The following is a 19,871-nucleotide window of genomic DNA, read 5'->3' as shown; positions in this document are numbered from 1 at the left end:
CCTACCATGACTTTCGTCACGACTTCTCATGCAAATTGTCACGACAAAAAAGCATACCAAAATCAATCGGTATGCCTTTATTTTTCATTATTTTCTACTTTCTTACTCTGCTAAAATTTTTTCAAAATCAAATACTTCACCTTTTTGTTTATCACTTAAAACCAAAGCAATCACTATCCCTACAAATGCTGGAACAACCCATCCTAACGATAAGGTAGAGAATGGTAATTGAGTCATCACTGTAGATAATACCGTTAATTTTAACGTATCGCCTAATACTGTTAATACGGATACTAGAACCGTTAATCCAACTGTTAACTGCATTCCAGTTTTAGAAAGTGGAACAAATTTATTTAAAATAATTAATACAACCATAATAATTGTAATTGGATATAAAATTAATAATACTGGCAGCGAAACTTTAATGACCGTATTTAATCCTAAATTCGAAAACCCAAATCCAATTAAAGAGAACACTGTTGCATATACTTTATAAGAATATTTAGGGAATAATTCTTCAAAGAATTCCCCAGTTGAAACAATTAATCCAACTGTTGTTGTAAAGCAAGTTAAAATAACCATTGCTCCTAAAAATACTTGTCCAAATACTCCGAAAATATCTTTTGAAGCAGCTGCTAAAATATAAGAACCTTTATTCACTACTTTATCTGCTAATACATCTGCTGGTACTGTAAAATGATTTCCTAGATTGGCTAATCCTAAATATAAAATACTAAACCCAACAGCAGTTACTAAACCTACACTCAAAATCGTTTTTGTATATTCTTCTTTAGAAGAAAAATGGAATTTTTTCAATGTATTTACTGCTACTACGCAAAATGCTACTGCTGCAAGTGCATCTAGTGTATTGTACCCTTCAATAAATCCATTTCCAAATGAAGCTCCATTTTGATAAGCTGTTGCTGCTTGCATTGGGGCTACTCCTGCATATTTAATCGCCCCTAATAACACTAAGACTAAAATTAATCCTGCAAATAATGGCGTTAAAATTTTTCCAATACTATTTAAAATCGAAGAACGATTAATCGCAATCCAATAGGCTGCAGCAAAATATAAAACGGTATAAATCAACAATGATACAGTACCTGAAATTCCCATTGAAGCCAAAGCTGACTCAAATGGCTGAATACTAATCGAATACGAAACCGTTGCTGTTCTTGGAATCGCAAAAAATGGTCCAATGGATAAATATAAAATAGCTAAAAATGCTACCGCAAATACTTTATGAACTTTACTTTCTAATTCATGTTTAAAACTTCCATTACTCATCGCACCGACAATTAATGTAATAATTGGAATACCCACACCGGATAAAATAAATCCCGCAATCGCTGGTCCGAAATACTCACCAGAAAACAATCCTAATGAAGGAGGAAAGATTAAATTCCCTGCTCCAAAAAAGAAACCAAACAATAATAAACCTGTTAATAAACCCTTCTTCATCTTACATTCTCCTTTTTCCTTATATATACGAAAGAGCACGTTGTAAAGCAACGTACTCTCCCTACAATAACTGTGTTTCCTATTGATTATGAAACAAATGAACCATTTGGCATTTCTTGAGGAGCTAAAACTACTTGTAATACTCCATCTTTTTCTGCAGATAAGATCATTCCTTGACTAATTTGACCTCTCATCTTACGTGGTTTTAAGTTTGCGACAATCACTACTTTTTTACCAATAAACTCTTCTGGATTTGGATACCATTGAGCGATACCTGATAGAATTTGACGATGTCCGCCAACATCTCCTGCATCTAAACGGAATTGTAATAATTTATCTGCACCTTCCACTGGTTTACAGTCAATGACTTCTGCGACTTTTAATTCTAACTTATCAAAGTCATCATATTTGATGGCTTCTTTTTCAGTTGTTAATTCCACTTCTTCTGGGTTCCATTCTGTCGCTACTTCTTCTTTCACCGTTCCACCCATTTTGCCTTGAATATAAGCAACTTCTTCTTCCATATCTAAACGTGGGAAAATTGGTTGTCCTTTTTCAACAACTGTTGTACCAGCTGGAATTACTCCAAATGTATGAAGCGAAGGATAGTCACGTAAAGCTTCGTCTTGAATTCCTAATTGTGCTAAGATTTCTCCTGGCGTTTGTGTTAAGAATGGTTGTAAAGCCACCGCAATAATACGTAAGCTTTCTGCTAAATAACTCATCGTACGAGCTAATTCTTCTTGACGGGCATCATCTTTTACAGCTGCCCATGGAGTTGTTTCATCAATATATTTATTTGTACGAGAAACAAATTTCCAAATCGCAGATAATGCAACTGAGAATTGCATTTCTTCCATGGCTGCTTCCACTTCTTCAATCATTACTTTTGAAGCTTCAACTAATTCATGATCAAAGCTTGAAACAGGAGCTGAATAAGTTGGAATTGTTCCATCGAAATATTTATTAATCATCGCTACTGTACGGTTTAATAAGTTTCCTAAGTCATTTGCTAAGTCATAGTTAATGCGTTCTACAAATGATTCTGGTGTGAAAATACCGTCTGAACCAAATGGTACTTCACGTAATAAATAATAACGTAAAGCATCTAAACCATAACGTTCAATTAAGGTGTTAGGATCAACGACATTTCCTTTAGACTTAGACATTTTACCGTCTTTCATTAATAACCAACCATGTGCGAAAATTTTCTTCGGTAATGGTAAGTCTAATGCCATTAACATAATTGGCCAATAAATCGTATGGAAACGAACGATTTCTTTTCCAATAAAGTGCACATCTGCCGGCCAATAACGATTGAATAATGTTTCATCATCACTTCCATAGCCTAAAGCTGTAATATAGTTTGATAAAGCATCAATCCATACATAAATGACATGTTTTGGATCATTTGGTACTGGAATTCCCCAGTCAAATGATGTACGAGAAACGGCTAAATCTTCCAGACCTGGTTTAATGAAGTTATTAATCATTTCATTTTTACGAGATTCTGGTTGAATAAATTCTGGATGTTCTTCATAGTATTGTAATAGGCGATCTGCATATTTACTCATTCTGAAGAAATAAGATTCTTCCTTCACTAATTGAACTTCATGACCACTTGGAGCCACTCCACCAATCATTTTACCATCTGCATCACGATAAACTTCGACTAATTGAGATTCTGTAAAGTATTCTTCATCACTAACAGAATACCAACCTTCGTATTCCCCTAAATAAATATCGCCATTATCCATTAATTTTTGGAAAATTTTCTGTACAGATTTTTTATGACGAGGTTGAGTTGTACGAATAAAATCATCATAAGAAACATCTAATTTTTTCCATAAATCTTGAATACCAAAAATAATATTATCAACGAATTCAATCTCGCTCACACCTGCTTCTTGAGCTTTTTGTTGAATTTTTTGTCCATGTTCATCTGTTCCTGTTAAGAAATAAGTATCATAACCTTGTAATTTTTTATAACGAATCATTGCATCACTTGCTACAGTTGTATATGCATGTCCGATATGTAATTGTCCACTTGGGTAATAAATTGGTGTTGTTAAATAAAAAGTTTTCTTATCTTCCGCCATTTGGCAGTATCCCCCTTAAATCTATAGATAGTGTTATTTTACCATAACGATTACTAGAATTAAACCACTAACTTTCCTACAACAATGCTTTCATCAAATACTTATCGTGTAGAAAATGCCCAAAATCTTTGTCCGATATAATTAAACCCAACAAATAAAACCATTCCAACGAATAACGCAGCATTTCCTTGTATATTTGTAGTAACACCAGAAAGCAGCCATGCAACAAATGGTTTCGCTAATCCATAGGCAAGAACATAACAAACGGAAACATTCACGATAAATTTCCATACAGTATGCCAGTCATTCCCCTTTTGCTGGAAAGTATATCGCTTATTCAACAAATAACTCAAGATGCTTCCCACCATGTAATTCAATGCACTCGATACCCAATAGCTCCATGCTAATACATTAAAGCAAAAAAACATCACCGCTATTCCCACCAGGGTATTAACGACTCCTACTAACATAAATTTTAGAAAAGTCGCATCAAAAAATGATGATAAAATTCTTCTCAAAATTTTTCCTCCTATAAAAAAGAGGAGCGCTACGCACTCCCACTTTCTAACTTTTTACAAATTACAAAGGATTATAATTCATCCTCTTCTTCATCATAATCACTATCTAATTCTTCATCACTAATAATCGATAAATCTTCATCCGCACTAACGTCTTCTTCTAAATCTTCGTCAGCACCTAATTCACTTAAATCTGAACGATATGCATCTAATTCTGTTTCTTCTTCATCATCCACATCATCATCTAAATCAATAATATCGTCATCTTCTTCATCTTCTAACAAGCCATCTTCATCTTCTGGATCATCATCATTGTAGTCGATAAGATCTTCTTCAGATCCAAAGGCATTAACTTTTTTACGTTTTTTACGACGTTTTTTAACATCTTCATCATCCATTGAAGATACAATTTCTTCATCAATTGAATCGATTGGATACCATGAACGTAAGCCCCAACGATTTTCTCCAAGTGAAATGAAGCTTCCATCAATATTTAAATCTGTATAAAAACGAGCCATACGTGCTTCTAATTGCTCATCGCTTAACTCCATATATGATTGAACTTCTACTAATAATTGATTAAAGTCCATTACTTCTTGTTTTACTTCCAAGATAGCATGTGCTACTTCAACCATTGATAATTCGTTTTTGTTGATTCCATCCAGTGCTTTTAATTCCAAAGGATACACTTCCTTTCCACATATTCCTTAACAGTATAGCATACAAAAGCTATAATACGCTACTATTGCACAATGTTTTCTTTAAGAATTTCCATATTTACTGTAAATTCTCCTAAATTTTCTCCTTGTTGAGATAATTGGTATTCAAAAGAAATTTGTTTCCAGTCCGATGAAACTTCTACATTCTTCGTTTTAATCTCAAATAAAATTTCTTGTCCTTGAGCCAATTGATAACGACCCTTTGTTTTCTTTTGATGTTGGAATAATAATTGACTCGCTACTTCGCCTTTTCGGAATAATTGAATTTCTTCACCAGATACAAGTAAATCCACTTTTGTCTGTGTTTCTTTCTCTTGATATGACAATGCTAATTGTTCGTTTTCAACTTTCCATTCAATGGATTCAATCGGTGCTTCTAATTTTGTTTGTAAGGTTTCTCCAGCTTGAATAATTTTTGTATGAACTCGAATCATTTTGACACCTCCATTCATTCTTTATGAAAAAGAGAGAAGGAGTGAATAAGAAGTCGGAAATTCCGTTTTCTATTCACCCCCAGTGGTTATTTGACTGAACGCATCATCAAAAAGCCTTTTCTACTGCGCTTCAGTTCTCTCAGTTATTAATATTTTGCTAATTCTTCTTGTAATAATTGGTTTACAATTCCAGGATTTGCTTTTCCTTTTGTTTGTTTCATAATTTGACCTACTAAGAAGCCAACTGCACGATCTTTACCATTTTTGAAGTCTTCAATAGACTGTGCGTTATTAGCTAACACATCTTGAATAATTGGTAATAATTGTGATGGATCACTTAATTGAATCATACCATGTTTTTCAACAACTTGACGAGCAGTTCCGCCTTCTTCAGCTAATAATAAGAATACTTTCTTCGCTAATTTAGAGCTGATTGTTCCGTCTCCAATTAGTTGAATCATTTCTGCTAAACTTTGTGGTGTTAATAATAGATCTCGTAATTCTAATTTTTTACTATTTAAGTGAGCAGAAATATCTCCCATTAACCAGTTAGAAGCTAATTTTGGATCACTACCTGCTGCAACTGTTTCATCAAAGAAATCAGACATTTCTTTTGATAAAGTTAATACCATTGCATCATATTCTGGTAATCCAAACTCACGAACATAACGTTCACGACGAATAGTTGGCATTTCAGGAATCGATTGACGAACTTCTTCTACCCATTCATCTGAAATTTCTAAGTTTGGTAAGTCTGGTTCTGGGAAGTAACGGTAGTCACTTGACCCTTCTTTCACACGCATTAAAATTGTTTGACCATTTGATTCATCAAAACGTCTTGTTTCTTGACCGATAACGCCACCACTACGTAATACTTGAGCTTGACGTACTTCTTCATATGCTAAACCTTTACGTACATTATTGAATGAGTTTAAGTTCTTCAACTCTGTTTTTGTACCGAATTTTTCTTGACCATAAGGACGTAAAGAAATATTCGCATCACAACGCATTGAGCCTTCTTCCATTTTCACATCCGATACGCCTGTAAACATAATAATTTGACGTAATGCTTCTAAATAAGCATATGCTTCTTCAGGAGAACGCATATCCGCTTCAGATACAATCTCAATTAATGGTGTTCCTTGACGATTTAAATCTACATATGAGAATCCATCCGTTCCGTGAGTATTTTTACCAGCATCTTCTTCTAAGTGAACACGCTCGATACGGATACGTTTTGTTTTTCCTTCTACTTCAATATCAATCCATCCATCATGACCGATTGGATAATCAAATTGAGAAATTTGATACGCTTTTGGATTATCAGGGTAGAAATAGTTTTTACGGTCAAATTTTGTATGTTGTGAAATTTCACAGTTTAATGCTAATGCAGCACGCATTCCAAATTCAATCGCACGTTTATTAATAACTGGAAGTACCCCTGGATAACCCCAGTCAATCACTGTTGTATTTGTATTTGGCTCTGCTCCAAAATGAGCTGGTGAAGGAGAGAAGATTTTTGAATCTGTTTTTAACTCTACGTGAACTTCTAGCCCAATAATTGTTTCAAAATTCATCTTATGTTCCTCCTTATACGTTTGCTTGTTTTAAGTAATAGTCATTTGCTTGTTCAAATGCAAATGCTGCTTGATAAATGGTTTGTTCTTGGAAGTAATTTCCGATTAATTGAATACCAATTGGTAACCCTTCGCTAGAGAATCCAGCAGGTACAGAAATTGCTGGAAGTCCTGCTAAGTTTACAGGAACGGTTAATAAGTCCGCCATATACATTTCAATTGGATCATCATTTCTTTCTCCAATTCCATATGCAGTAGAAGTCGTTACAGGTCCTAAAATTAAATCATAGTTTGCAAAGACATTGGCAAAATCTTGTTTAATTAATGTACGAACTTGTCCTGCTTTCTTGAAGTAAGCATCATAGTAACCAGAACTTAATGAGAATGTTCCTAACATAATACGACGTTTTACTTCCATACCGAATCCTTCTGTACGGCTCATGATGTATAAATCTTCTAATGTTTTCGCTTCAGCTGAACGGTGTCCATAACGAATACCGTCAAAACGTTGTAAGTTAGAAGATGCTTCTGAAGAAGCAATAATATAATAGGCAGGAATACCATATTTAGAATGAGGTAAGCTCACTTCTTCTACAGTTGCTCCTAACGCACGATATTGTTCAGCGGCTTTTAAGACTGCTTTACGAATTTCAGGATCAATTCCATCTCCTAAATATTCTACTGGTAAAGCAATTTTTAATCCTTTAATATTTCCATTAATTTGTTGGTAATAATTTGGAACAGGTACATTTACACTTGTAGAATCACGGTGATCATATCCACTAATTGCTTCTAATACTAATGCATTATCTTTAACCGTACGAGTTAATGGTCCAATTTGGTCTAAGCTTGATGCAAAGGCAATTAGTCCATAACGAGATACACGACCATAAGTTGGTTTCATTCCAACAATCCCTGTAAAACTTGCAGGTTGACGAATCGAACCACCTGTATCAGAACCTAAAGTTGCTAATACTTCCCCAGCTGCTACTGCTGCTGCAGAACCACCTGAAGATCCTCCAGGAACTTTTGTTAAATCCCATGGGTTTCTAGTTTTCTTGAAATAAGAATTTTCTGTCGAACCACCCATGGCAAATTCATCCATGTTTAATTTTCCGACATTCACGGCACCTGTTTTTTTCAACAAGTCCATTACGTGCGCATCATAAATTGGATTGAAATCTTCCAACATACGACTTGCAGCTGTTGTGATTAAATCACGAGTTACAATATTATCTTTAATTCCGATTGGTAAACCTTGAAGAGAAAGAGCTGCATCATAACCTTTTTCATCAGCAGCTTTCGCTTGAGCCATTGCTTCTTCTTCATTTAACGCTAAGAAAGCTCCAACTTTATCATCTACTGCTTGAATTTTTTCAAATGTTGCACTTGTTAATTCTTGAGAAGTAAATTTCTTTTGAACTAAACCTTCATGCAAGCTTACTAATGTTTGATTTTCTAATAAACTCATGCGTCTTACTCCTCTCCTTCACCCATAATTGCAGGGACTTGGATAAATCCATCCTCGCTTGTTTTTACATTTCTCATTAATAAATCACGATCTGTTCCTTTTACTGGCACATCTTCACGTAAAACATTCACTAATGAATATCCATGAGTCGTAACTTCTACTCCTGTTGTATCCACTTCTTTTAATTGTTCTACCATATCGATGATATCACTCATTTGCTCTGTGAAATGTAAAATTTCATGATCTGCAAATGATAATTTCGCCAATTTTGCAACGTGACGTACTTCTGATTCTTCAATTGCCATAACTGTTCCTCACTTTCTACTTTTCTTTCTTTTCTATTGTAAAAGGCACGTACCTTTTATGTCAATCTTTAATCAAAAACGTGATACGTAAATACACCTTGAGTAGTATCTTGTAGTAAGAATGCTTCCATTCCATTAATCGATGAAATACGAACTTCTACTGGTGTTGTTTTTGGTAAAAATTTATTCGCAACATCTGTTACATGTTGTGCTAAAGCAATAATTTCTGATTCCCCATAAAATTGAGTCATAATATTAACAACCATTTTTTTAGGAGCATTTTCTTGATAATAAACTTTTGCGGTTACTCCTGATAAATTCGGGAAGAAGTTTTGAACTTCTGTTCTAAAGTTTTCAAATGCTGATGATTCTTCTGTTGGATTTCCATCGACTAATGGTAGTACCACTATTTTTTGATTCATATTTGTCCAATTTGTAATTTCAGTTCCTTCTACTGAAGTAGCTTCTAAAATATAAACTCCTCCACCGATATCGTCTTTAGGAGCTTGCTTAAAGATTCCAAACACAATCGGCACTGTCTTTAATGCATCATTTTGACGTAAACGAGTTAATACTGTATTAGCAATTGATTTTGCTTGTTTCAACATTTCTTCATTAGAAATTTCTTGCTCTGCATCTTTATCTCCCGCAGTGTAATAATCCACTGAATTCATCGCAAGACCAATACTAATTCCACCTAATTCATAATTGTTTTCTGTTTGAATCATAAAATCTTGTTCTAAAATTTGAGCTAAATAATATGGGTTTCTCTTACTTGCATCTGTTTCACCATTATCTTCTGGATTTAACCCATCTGGATTTTTTTCAGATTTACGAGCGACCCATTGATTCGTAGTAGTAGAATCAATAACTTGTCCTTCTCTAAAGAAATATTGATTCGTTGGAAAAACTGCACGTGATAATTCAATTAATCCTGATTCAAAATTTCTTAAGTTGAAGCCCGTATTCAAGCTTAAAGTTGCTCCACGAGTTTTACTTACTTGATATTTTCCATTCGTAATCAATGATCGATAATATTGATTCGACAGTTGATTCGTTGTTGGTTGTGCCACTTTTGCACGAGAAGATTCTGATTCAGCATTTTTTTGTGTTGCCTGATTAATATTCGCACACCCTGCTAGTAACATCATTGTTGCACTAGCTAAAGTGATAATTTTTTTCTTCATAACTATTCCTTTCCTTCAATCATTGTTCTAAATTGTTCTTCATCCCATACTAAAATCCCTAGAGATTCCGCTTTAGTCAATTTACTTCCTGCTTGTGCTCCAGCAATGACTAGGTCTGTTTTCTTAGAAACAGATCCCGTAACTTTACCACCTAAGGACTCGATTGCTTCTTTTGCTTCTTGTCTTGTCATCTGCTCTAACGTTCCTGTTAATACAACTGTTTTTCCAGCTAATAGGGAGTCTTCTGAGACGACTGCTTTTGCTTTTCCTAAATAACGCATATTAACGCCTGCTTCTTTTAGTTCTTCTAACATTTCTTGAACGGTTTCTTGGTTAAAATAAGCCAAAACACTATGCGCAATCACTAATCCCAATCCTTCAATGGCAACCAATTCTTCCGCAGTCGCTTTTTGAAGGTTTTCCATTGTTTCAAAATGCATCGCTAAATCTTTTGCCGCTTTGGATCCGACATTTCGAATGCCTAGACCCGTTAATAAACGCTCTAAAGAATTTTGTTTACTTGTTTCAATGGCTTGTAAGATTTTTTGTGCTGATTTTTCTTGAATTTTATCGAGTGTTACTAATTGCTCCATTGTTAAGTGATATAAATCTGCTACATCGTGAACCAATCCACTTTCAAATAATTGATGAATGATTCTTGTTCCTACTCCAGACATATTCATCGCATCACGAGATACAAAATGAGTTAATCCTTCTTTTAAAAGAGCTGGACATTTTGGATTCATACATCTTAAAGCGACCTCTTCTTCTAAATGCACGAGTGGATTCGAGCAAGATGGGCATTCTTTAGGAAATTCATACGGTTCTAATCCTTCAGGTCGTTTATCTAAAATCACTCGAGTGACTTCAGGAATAATATCTCCTGCTTTATGAATGACAACCGTATCTCCAATTCGAATATCTCTTTCTCGTATTAAATCGACATTATGTAAGCTGGCACGTTTCACCGTAGTTCCCGCAAGAAATACCGCATCCATCACAGCTGTTGGTGTCACTACTCCCGTACGTCCCACTGTCCATTCAATATCTCGCACAATTGTCTGTGCTTCTTCAGCAGGGAATTTATAAGCAATTGCCCATTTTGGAGCTTTTACGGTAAATCCAATTTCTTCTTGCGCTTTAAAGTCATTGACCTTAATTACAATACCATCAATTTCATAAGGCAAGTTACTTCTTTCCACTGTCATTTTTTCAATAAATGCCCATACTTCTTCAATCGAATAGCAAAGTACGCTTTCTTGATTCGTGACAAATCCTAATGCTTGCATCTTTTCCAGCAATTCCATTTGAGAAGTCACTTCTAAAGCTTCAATACTAGGACTTTGATATAGAAATACCGCTAAATTTCGACTAGCTGCCACTTTAGAATCTAATTGTCTTAAACTTCCTGCAGCTGCATTTCTAGGATTAGCAAATACTTCTAAACCTTCTTCTTCCCTCGATTGATTTAACTGTTGGAATGATTTTTTTGGCATATAACATTCCCCACGAACTTCAATCGACCATGGTTGTTCTAATGAAAGAGGAACGGATTTTACCGTTCTAATATTATGTGTAATATCTTCCCCTATTACACCATCTCCTCTTGTAGCACCTAGCACTAATTGACCCTCTTGATAAGTCAACGCTACAGATAAACCATCAATTTTCAATTCGCAAACATAGTCAATCGTACGATTCGTTAATTTTTTAATTCGATCATCAAATGCTTGTAAATCTTCTTTTGAAAAAGCATTCGATAAACTCAACATCGGATTTTGATGGGTAACTTTTTCAAAACTGTCTAACACAACACCACCAACACGTTGAGTTGGTGAATCTGGAGTAATTAATTCAGGATACTCCGATTCTAATCGTACTAATTCATGATACGTTTCATCATACACATGATCCGTAACGGTTGGACGATCTTGAACATAATATTCATGACTCCAACGATTTAATTGCTCTCTTAATTGTTGGACTTTTTGTTCTACTGAAGTATCCATTTACGACTCCTCTATTCTTTCAATTGGGGCAAAACTTGCTAATAATCGTTTAATACCCATTCCAGCAAAAGCTACATCAATTTCTTGATTGGTTCCTTCACCGGTCACTTTAACGACTGTTCCAACATTCCATTTTTTATGCATCACCTTGTCGCCCACTTTCCATACCGCTCCATCATTGGCAGCAACGGTTTGCTTACGTACTGGTTGGATGCTAGAAGGCTGCACTGTTTTTGGTTGATACGCAGTTGCCTGAGATTTCGCTCTATATTTGTCAAATAATGAACCTGTAGACGAAGTTTTCGAAGCAAATGAAGAAGACTCTCTACTTGTATAACTGTAGGATTGCTGTTGGTTTGAATCAAATAGTTCTTCTCCAATTTCTAATACAAATCTCGATGGACGGTTTGTTTGTGTACGTCCATATAATAATCTAGAATATGCATTTGTTAAAAATAATTTTTGTTCCGCACGAGTAATTCCTACATACGCTAGACGACGTTCTTCTTCCACATCGTCATGCTCCATCATACTTCTTAAACTTGGGAAAATTCCTTCTTCTAATCCAATAATAAATACAACTGGAAACTCTAATCCTTTAGCAGCATGAAGGGTCATCAATGTCACCATACGACCATCCCCATCATCGCTATCCACATCAGAAACTAAAGATAAATCTGTTAAAAATTGTAATAATGGAGATTCTTCCGACTCTTCTTCTAGTCGATCTTGTTCGAATTGTTTTGCCACCGAGATAAACTCTTGAATATTTTCAATTCTCGCATCAGCTTCCATTGTATGTTGTTGTTCTAAAGCAGCAAGATACCCTGTTTTTTCAATCACTTGCTCTACAAATTCACTAATGGATAGAAACTCTTGCATTTTTCTTAATTCTTCAATCGTTGTTGCAAATTTTTCTAAAGCCTTTGCTGCTTTCCCCGATAAAGGAGAGATTGCTGTTTGCGAACTGGCTTCTAATAATGAAAATTGATGCATAGAAGCAAAATTACTTAATTTCTCTAAAGAAGTAGCCCCAACCCCTCTTTTCGGACTATTAACAATTCTTCTAAAACTTAAATCATCTTGAGGATTTACAATTAACCGTAAATACGCTAGTAAATCTTTAATTTCAAGTCTTTCGAAGAATCGTTGCCCACCTACTAATCGGAATGGGATATTTGATTTTAGTAAATTTTCTTCCATGACACGAGATTGCGCATTTGTACGATACAAAATGGCAAAATCATCATAATGATAGCCATCTCTTAATAAACTTTGAATTTGTGACAATACATACCGACCTTCATCTTGCTCCGATTGAGCACGGTAATACGTAATAGCTTGTCCCTCTTCATTTTCAGTCCATAATTTCTTCACTTTACGATTAACATTATTCTCAATAACATGATTAGCTGCTTGTAAAATTATTTTTGTAGAACGATAATTTTGTTCTAATAAAACAACTTTTGCGTTTTGATAATCTTTTTCAAATTCTAAAATATTACTCATGTCAGCACCACGCCAACCATAAATACTTTGGTCTGCATCCCCAACAACACAAATATTTTTGAATTTCTTCGCTAACATCGCTACTAATCGATATTGAGCATGGTTCGTATCTTGATACTCATCCACATGAATATATTGGAATTTTTGTTGATAATAGTGCAATGTTTCGGGATGTTTTTGGAATAGTTGTACCGTCAACATAATTAAATCATCAAAGTCTAATGTCATACTTTTTGCTAATTCTTTTTGATATTCACGGTAACATTTTCCAATAATCTGTTCTACATATCCCGTATATTTCTTATTAAATTCTTCCACATCTTCTAAATCATTTTTAGCTTGGCTAATTCGATTTAAAATCATACGATAATCATATTTTTCACTATCAATATCTAATTTTTTCAAAATTCTCTTCATTGCCGTTTGTTGTTCACTAGGATCACAAATCGTAAATGAACGTTGATAGCCTAATAATTCGATATCTCTTCTTAAAATACGCACACACATGGAGTGGAAAGTAGATACCCACATATCTTCTGCTTGCGGGCCAACTAACTGACTCACCCGCTCTTTCATTTCACGTGCTGCTTTATTCGTAAAGGTAATCGCTAAAATATTCCAAGGATGAACCTCTTCTTCTGCTAAAATATACGCCATACGATGCGTTAATACTCTCGTTTTTCCACTTCCAGCCCCTGCCATAATCAGCAATGGACCTTGAGTATGTTGAACTGCCTCTTTTTGACGTTCATTCATTCCTTCTAGTAATTTCGCTGAAATACTCACAAAGTCATCCTTTCTTCTCTTATATAATCTTAATCATGTAATCCACTTAATTCTAATTCATTCACTAAATCCACACTTGAAGCCCCTGTTAATCGAATCACTCCGACTGCTTCTCCTGGATTCCCGCCTTCTACTTGGAAATATTCAAATTCCCAGTGTGGTTTTAAAATTGTTAAAACATGCGCCTTTTCTAGCATTTCTCGATAAATCGGAACAATTAATGCTTCTTCTACTAAACTGCATTCCAACACCCCTAATCCAGTTGATAACCGTAATAACACTTCACTAAACGAATGTGCCATCTGTTTACTACTAAATTGATGTTGAATCAATGGAATTTGATCTACCTTTGTAACATAAAAAATACCATTTTTTGCCATGACAACTTGAATTGATACTAAAGTCGATCCCGAAATAGAACGCATCATTTTAGAAGCAATCGTTCTTAATTCTCCGACCCATTCAGGATTCATCCGTTTTGATGCAATCGAATATTTTAATGTTCCATCTACATAAACATCTTCTGTAATCGGCAATATTGTAATATGATCTTCATAATCACGAAGAATGGTTAGGCTAAAATGACGTTGCGCAGGAACAAAAGCTGTTACCATACAAGATTGTTCCTCTACTAATTGGAATACTTGATCGTCCATATCATGATCATATAGCATCATTTCCTTATAATTTTTATGGAAACGATTCGTTTCTAACTTGGCAGGAAACCCTATACTAGATAATAAACTAGGAAGTTCTCCAATACTTGTAATCATTCCATAAGGAGCTACATTAATGGCATGTTCTTCTAAAAATAATTTTTCAACCATACGATTTTGAGAAATTTCTGCTAGTTCAAATGATTGATAATAACGACTTTTACCACTTAGTGCTACAATTGTATCAATTTCAATGGCATTCGTTAAAATATATACCGTATCTACATGCATTGCAAAATGAAATAATGCCTGTCGATCCTGATAACGACCAATCACTTCTTTATCTGCAAGTAAAATCTTAGCTTCGTCCTCTTCTCGAAAATGATGAATACAATACCCTAATCGTTTCGCCATTAATACAATTGAAGAAATTTGTGGATCTCCACCAATAATTCCAATACTACTTCCTGGTAATAATTGACTCATACGTGCTCTACTCCTTTACAGATTTTACTTGAATTTGGTCATATTGCGCTAGATGATAAGTTTCAATCACATGAATAATTTTTTGTGCATAAGTTGGATCTGTTGCATACCCTGCTTTTTGAAGAGCATGTGCTGCTTCTTTATAATTTTTAGCCTTTAAAACTGGTTCATATAATTTGGGATTCCAATCTACTCCATAGGTTAATAACTTTGCATGGGCTTCTACTGATTCCGCCCAACTATTATAAACTCGAAAAGGCGCCATAATCGTAATCCATTTTCCATCAATATATTCACTCGTTTCTAATTGAACACTTGGCTCAGCAGCTCCTGCTTTGACTCCATATAAATTATAATAATTTTGTGACAGTCCACTTTCTCCCCAATCAGACTCCAATATCGCTTGCGCTAAACTAATACTTGGCAAAACTTGGTATAGTTGATAGGCTTTTTGAGAAGAAGGTACAAGATTTTGAATAAATTGTTGATGAGCGATTTCTGTAGGATCTTTCCTTGTTTCTTGAAATTGTAAAGTTCCCATAATAATGACACTACAAATGGCAATCAACACTAAAACAACTCCTAGCGTTAATCTTTTAAAGCCCCATTTCATATGTGATTTCCATTTGATTGATTTTCGTCTTCCCACAGCAACACCACTTTCTATACATACCTCTAATTTTATCATAAACCTTAATTTTACGCTTGAAATTTCCATGTTTTTTTATGAAATTTAATCTCTTTTGCAATTAACAACGTCATAGTTCCATCTCAAAAATCTCCTTCATTGTCGCTTCATGCATTTTATGATATGATATTCAAGAATTTTAAACAATGAGGTGAAAGTGTGCCTAATCAACAACAAAATCCTTTTCACATTGGACTAAGAACTTTCAAAACAGCTGTATCAGCTTTTATTTGTATTGTACTTTTTAAGGTACTTCATCGTGGTTCTCCAATGTTAGCTGTGTTATCGGCAGTATTTAGTTTAAGAACGGATCATAAACAAACTTGGAAGTTCGGAATTGCTCGTTTCTTCGGAAACATGTCTGGTGGGGTATTAGCCATTATCCTTCTTCAAGCGTATCAACATTTTACTCTTCCAGATTACACAGACTTACTATTAGTTCCTCTCGGAATTATTTTATTAATTTTATTTTGCAATCGATTCAATAAAACTGCTGTCATTAATTCATCAGCAACTTTCTTAGTGATTTTTTATACGATTGAAGCTGCTGTGAATGTAGAATATGCAATTCAGCGGGTATTAGATACATTAATTGGAGCAGTGATTGCGATGATTGTAAACCGACTATTACCAAGTCCACATTTACAAGAAAAATAGAGCATCCCAAACGGAATGCTCTTTTTTGTTAACGATAATTTCTAAATTATTGATTCGACAAGTGTGTAAAAAATCCTGTAGCACCAAATAACGCGATTACAGCGATAAACACGACAAATCCACAAAAGAATGATCTTGAAAAGTTTCGGCGATTGATATTTGAATCGTTAAAACTAAAAATAATCATCATAATAACCCCTATCAGTGGAATACTGTAAAGAATGGAATAGCCAAAATATTCCCACGCTCCTAATGGTCTAAACTGCTCTGGTCCTTCATAATTTACTTTTGCCATATTGAATTCCTCCTTTTTCTATCCTCAAGGTTATTATCGCTATTTTATAAAGTTTCCCCTTTATACATCTTTCACAAAACATAGAAGAAACACTAGAATCAGGGTAAAATTGTAATGATTAAATAGCTACTCTTTTTTACCTTCATATACTTTATATCCATCCGAAGATAGTTGAGCTCTTAATCCTTCTAAATCTTTAGTTCCCCAATGATCTGAAATTTTAGAAGCTGTGTCTATATCTAAATTACCATCTTTTAATAGATATGCTGAGTAACCGTAGTATTTATATTTCACAGATTTATTATCCTTACTATCAGTTTTTGTTACTTTATAAATAGTAACTAAAGAAATACTTCCCTTGTCGTAATTATTTACATTGATTCTCATATAACTTCCTTGAGATTCTATTGTATAAGTATCATAAGAATCATTTTTATGTTCTGATTTAACATAATCATCATTTTTCTTGATTAAATCTTCAAAATTCTTAATATCTTTTATTTCTTTTAATCCAGAAACTGTAATGTCTACATTTTTGTTATCAATAATTTTTCCACTTTCTTTTAAAGTTTTAATATAACTGTCATTTACGGTTAAAGTGATTTTATCCCCATTTTTTAAATTAGAATAACTATTGCTTGAATTTAATTGGAAATAATTTTTAATACTATTCCCAAATGAAACTGTACCATATCCATTAAATCCAGAGAAAGTGACCGTCACTTCTTTTAACAAGTTTTCAGCAGAAACTTTTTCATATTCTTTTAAATTTTGAACTTTAAAAGCTTTCTTTTCTGCTTTAATTGGAGAATTTTTTGAACTAGTTGTAATTGTAAATGTAACTTCTTCTCCATTTTTTAGATTATTCGTTTTATTAAATTCATAATGGATCGTCTTAAGCATGGATTCAGCTTTCATTAACTTTAATGATAATTTTCTATCTTGTGCAAGCATAGAATAAGCTACAGGATCATCTTTCGTTAATGCCTTAGCTTGATCTTTATCAAGTCCTGCTTTTTTATAAACTGCTTCTTCTACTAAAGATGCAATTTCATCACTATTATATATTAAGTTACCAGATTCATCATATCCGGTAAAATCTACTTTAACTTCATTTATAATGCTTTTTGGAAGTGAATTATAATAACTATATCCAAAATATGCTACAAGAGCTACTGCAAGAATGACTAAAGCTCCAATTACTTCTTTTTTCTTTTTTTGAAATATCGCTTGTGCTTTTTGCAATAATTGATTCCCATCAAATGAAGTAGTAGATTCAGAAATCGGATCTGTGTAGTTTTCTTTCTCTACTTTTTCTTCCGTTACTACTTCTTCATTTACAATGTTGTTCTCTGATTCCGCCATAAAAAATCCTCTTTTCCATTTTTATTATAAATATCAATCAAACAAAGCCATTACATAAAAGATTAAATACGATATTACGAATAATTACTGCTTAAGATTTCCTCCTTAAAACTATAAGCAAGTTCATTATACAATATTTACTTTAAATAGCAATAAGTTCGATAATTTTATAACAAATTAATCGCATTCAATGTTATTCTTAAAACGTTTCGATTTTGAAAAACACTGTTAGTTAACTATCAAACTTTAAGTGCTAGAATATAAATATTTCTTCCCCACATTCATTGTTTGTTAATTGAAACTGTAAATCAAAAAAGGCACCCCATACGGAGTGCCGTCAATAAATAGTTGGACGGAGTCGAACTGTCATCCTTCTTGGACAACCGATCTATTTATCTTAAACAATAACGCTTTAGTAAATCACATATTCACGTTTTCTTTGGAAATATAACTTCGCATCAGCTTTTGGTGTAATTTTTGCTGAGAAAACTTCTTCTTTCTTATTCAAATCAAATACTCGAAGTGCATTTTGACCTTGATCAAGTCCGACATAGACAAACGTATCATTATTTAAAAGTTCTTCTGCAGAATATGGATCACGTTGAAGTGTGCCAATTTTTTCTAAAGATAAGTCTGCTGTAACACGATAAACTGTTTCTAACTCTGCTTGACGGTCTTTCGTTGCAATATATTCCGGACGTTCAACCGCATGGTCTCTTCCTGATTTTCTGCCGCTTACTCTTGGATGAGTCGTTTCTACTGCATAAATTTGAGAACCTGAAATATAGAAGTTTGCTGTATTATTTAGTGAACTAATATCCAACTTACGAAATGCATTGGTAAATAAATCATATTGATAATACTCATCTTTCTCTGGTTTTTCAGAAGATTTTCCCCCTTCTTTTGTAGGAAGTACATTAAACACAATTGTTTCTGGATTATAAGAACGATTCCCAAATGCTGCATTGAAGAGTAAACCATCTTTTTCAAGTGTTAATTCTCCCACATCTTTCACAGTACCTTCTTCAAAAGATAAAATAAATTTCACGAATTTTCTTTCACTCGATTTTCTTTCTACAAAAGGAATAATGACTCCTAATTCTTTTCCCTTACGTTGGAAGATTGGTTCTTCTCCCCAGCCAAATGATGAATCTAAATGAATTGGAATTTGTTTTTCAATGATTCGTTTATTTTCATTCGAGTACATCGCATAATTAAATGTAAAGTCTCCAGTATTACTAAAATATGAAGCCCAATGAATATCATAAAATAGTGAAGAATTGTCTAATTGTAATACATGTCTATGACCGACAACTAATGAACGTTCTAAAAGAGGAATACGACTTAATATCGCTTGTTCTCTCGCTTGCCCATTCCAAGTTCCTAATGTTTGGAATAGTTTTTTCACTTTTCCATCCACAATGGCTGATGTCGAAACACTATTACTGATTTTTCCTGCGCCTTCTTTTCCAACTTCAAAAACTGTCCCTTTTAAATATTGATTACCTTCTGCTGAAGTTTCTATGGTGTAAGGAGCATCTGACATTGAAGTCCAAACCATATTCCCAATTCCTAAAACTAGAAAACCAACAACAATTACGAGTAATCCCCATGCAAATTTAATTGATTTCATATGCTCACCCCCA

17 protein-coding genes are annotated in these 19,871 nt (G+C 34.0%); 1 reads left to right on the top strand and 16 read right to left on the bottom strand.

Annotated features, from left to right (window positions below):
* Nucleotides 1–102 precede the first annotated feature (102 nt).
* From brnQ to RYL55_RS00390, 13 genes are all read right to left on the bottom strand, one after another.
* Nucleotides 103–1,464, bottom strand: coding sequence for a branched-chain amino acid transport system II carrier protein (gene brnQ / locus RYL55_RS00450; protein WP_315006289.1), 1,362 nt, complete (start codon nucleotides 1,462–1,464; stop codon nucleotides 103–105).
* An 86-nt stretch (nucleotides 1,465–1,550) separates the two neighbouring features.
* Entirely contained in the window at nucleotides 1,551–3,563 is a 2,013-nt protein-coding gene (gene metG, locus RYL55_RS00445) for a methionine--tRNA ligase (RefSeq protein ID WP_315006287.1), read from the bottom strand.
* A gap of 101 nt (nucleotides 3,564–3,664) precedes the next feature.
* Nucleotides 3,665–4,081, bottom strand: coding sequence for a GtrA family protein (locus RYL55_RS00440; RefSeq protein ID WP_315006285.1), 417 nt, complete (start codon nucleotides 4,079–4,081; stop codon nucleotides 3,665–3,667).
* A gap of 71 nt (nucleotides 4,082–4,152) precedes the next feature.
* On the bottom strand, nucleotides 4,153–4,761 hold the full coding sequence (gene rpoE / locus RYL55_RS00435; RefSeq protein ID WP_315006283.1) for a DNA-directed RNA polymerase subunit delta: 609 nt from the start codon (nucleotides 4,759–4,761) through the stop codon (nucleotides 4,153–4,155).
* A gap of 62 nt (nucleotides 4,762–4,823) precedes the next feature.
* Nucleotides 4,824–5,234, bottom strand: a complete 411-nt coding sequence (locus RYL55_RS00430) for a DUF1934 domain-containing protein (RefSeq protein WP_315006281.1) — start codon at nucleotides 5,232–5,234, stop codon at nucleotides 4,824–4,826.
* A 146-nt stretch (nucleotides 5,235–5,380) separates the two neighbouring features.
* A complete protein-coding gene (gene gatB, locus RYL55_RS00425) occupies nucleotides 5,381–6,811 on the bottom strand; it encodes an Asp-tRNA(Asn)/Glu-tRNA(Gln) amidotransferase subunit GatB (protein ID WP_314112291.1) in 1,431 nt (476 codons plus the stop codon).
* 13 nt (nucleotides 6,812–6,824) lie between these two features.
* A complete protein-coding gene (gatA, locus tag RYL55_RS00420) occupies nucleotides 6,825–8,282 on the bottom strand; it encodes an Asp-tRNA(Asn)/Glu-tRNA(Gln) amidotransferase subunit GatA (protein WP_315006278.1) in 1,458 nt (485 codons plus the stop codon).
* Nucleotides 8,283–8,287: 5 nt separating this feature from the next.
* Nucleotides 8,288–8,587 (bottom strand): Asp-tRNA(Asn)/Glu-tRNA(Gln) amidotransferase subunit GatC, encoded by a 300-nt coding sequence (gatC, locus tag RYL55_RS00415; protein WP_227931903.1) that lies wholly within the window; start codon nucleotides 8,585–8,587, stop codon nucleotides 8,288–8,290.
* A gap of 68 nt (nucleotides 8,588–8,655) precedes the next feature.
* Nucleotides 8,656–9,774: a CamS family sex pheromone protein gene (locus RYL55_RS00410; protein WP_315006276.1), complete on the bottom strand. Its 1,119-nt coding sequence runs from the start codon at nucleotides 9,772–9,774 to the stop codon at nucleotides 8,656–8,658.
* A gap of 2 nt (nucleotides 9,775–9,776) precedes the next feature.
* The gene (gene ligA / locus RYL55_RS00405; protein WP_315006274.1) at nucleotides 9,777–11,783 is read right to left on the bottom strand and encodes an NAD-dependent DNA ligase LigA; all 2,007 of its coding nucleotides are present in this window, start codon (nucleotides 11,781–11,783) and stop codon (nucleotides 9,777–9,779) included.
* Entirely contained in the window at nucleotides 11,784–14,078 is a 2,295-nt protein-coding gene (gene pcrA / locus RYL55_RS00400; RefSeq protein WP_315006272.1) for a DNA helicase PcrA, read from the bottom strand.
* Nucleotides 14,079–14,107: 29 nt separating this feature from the next.
* A complete protein-coding gene (locus RYL55_RS00395; RefSeq protein ID WP_315006270.1) occupies nucleotides 14,108–15,220 on the bottom strand; it encodes an ATP-grasp domain-containing protein in 1,113 nt (370 codons plus the stop codon).
* Between the two features lie 7 nt (nucleotides 15,221–15,227).
* Complete coding sequence (locus tag RYL55_RS00390) at nucleotides 15,228–15,908, bottom strand: glycoside hydrolase family 73 protein (RefSeq protein WP_315006269.1); 681 nt, start codon at nucleotides 15,906–15,908, stop codon at nucleotides 15,228–15,230.
* Between the two features lie 159 nt (nucleotides 15,909–16,067).
* Between RYL55_RS00390 and RYL55_RS00385 the strand changes: the two genes are divergently transcribed.
* Complete coding sequence (locus RYL55_RS00385) at nucleotides 16,068–16,565, top strand: aromatic acid exporter family protein (RefSeq protein WP_314680554.1); 498 nt, start codon at nucleotides 16,068–16,070, stop codon at nucleotides 16,563–16,565.
* A gap of 46 nt (nucleotides 16,566–16,611) precedes the next feature.
* On the opposite strand, the gene RYL55_RS00380 is transcribed toward RYL55_RS00385, so the two are convergent.
* From RYL55_RS00380 to RYL55_RS00370, 3 genes are all read right to left on the bottom strand, one after another.
* Nucleotides 16,612–16,860 carry a hypothetical protein gene (locus tag RYL55_RS00380; RefSeq protein ID WP_315006267.1) on the bottom strand — a complete coding sequence of 83 codons (249 nt, stop codon included), beginning with the start codon at nucleotides 16,858–16,860 and terminating at the stop codon, nucleotides 16,612–16,614.
* A 126-nt stretch (nucleotides 16,861–16,986) separates the two neighbouring features.
* A complete protein-coding gene (locus RYL55_RS00375) occupies nucleotides 16,987–18,225 on the bottom strand; it encodes a hypothetical protein (protein WP_315006265.1) in 1,239 nt (412 codons plus the stop codon).
* Nucleotides 18,226–18,637: 412 nt separating this feature from the next.
* Nucleotides 18,638–19,858 (bottom strand): hypothetical protein, encoded by a 1,221-nt coding sequence (locus tag RYL55_RS00370; RefSeq protein WP_315006263.1) that lies wholly within the window; start codon nucleotides 19,856–19,858, stop codon nucleotides 18,638–18,640.
* Nucleotides 19,859–19,871 lie beyond the last annotated feature (13 nt).

Origin of the sequence: uncultured Granulicatella sp., from assembly GCF_963515615.1 — a bacterium.
Classification (GTDB): domain Bacteria; phylum Bacillota; class Bacilli; order Lactobacillales; family Aerococcaceae; genus Granulicatella.
This window is presented reverse-complemented; position numbering and strand designations above follow the sequence as displayed.